Origin of the sequence: Schinkia azotoformans LMG 9581, from assembly GCF_000307855.1 — a bacterium.
GTDB lineage: Bacteria > Bacillota > Bacilli > Bacillales > Bacillaceae_J > Schinkia > Schinkia azotoformans.
Genome location: NZ_AJLR01000062.1, coordinates 1 through 527 on the forward strand (window position 1 = coordinate 1; position 527 = coordinate 527).

At 37.8% G+C, this 527-nt stretch carries 1 pseudogene; it reads left to right on the forward strand.

Features of this window, described 5'->3' with window-relative positions:
* Window positions 1-527 (forward strand): annotated as a pseudogene (locus tag BAZO_RS10380) (hypothetical protein); the annotation flags it as partial.

Here is a 527-nt window from a genome sequence, read left to right on the forward strand (position 1 = left end):
AAGTGATTTTACCGTCAAAAAAGGGCGTTCAATTGATTCTATTGTCTTTCATATTGAGAAAAAGCCAGTTGCTAAGAATGAAAATTACAAAGAAGAACAACAAGATACAGTTTATTTACAAACCAAAGCAGACCGAGAAGCTAAACAAAAAATGCTTTTCGCAGAAGCTATGCAAAGTCCTTACACCAAGTTATTAGGCGAAAAATGGCTAATTAATGTTGCTGATATGCAAGATATAAGTACCATGACAGGACTTGCAGAAAAAGTTTACCCACTATACGATGAACTCAAAGAAGCAAGGGGCTTAAAAGGCGTAGAAACACATCTATCATACGTTGCAAGTAAGCAAGAGGGCTATTCTAAACGAAACGTGGTTAAGTACCTTAAAACAGCCATTGAGGGCTATTTACCGACCGTTGCCTTGCAAGATTTAGAGCAACCAGAACGAGCTAATACCAAAAAGCCAAAACCAAGAACGTTAGAAGAAGTGGCAAAAGACTTTTTGCCGGGTACAGTTATTGTGTACA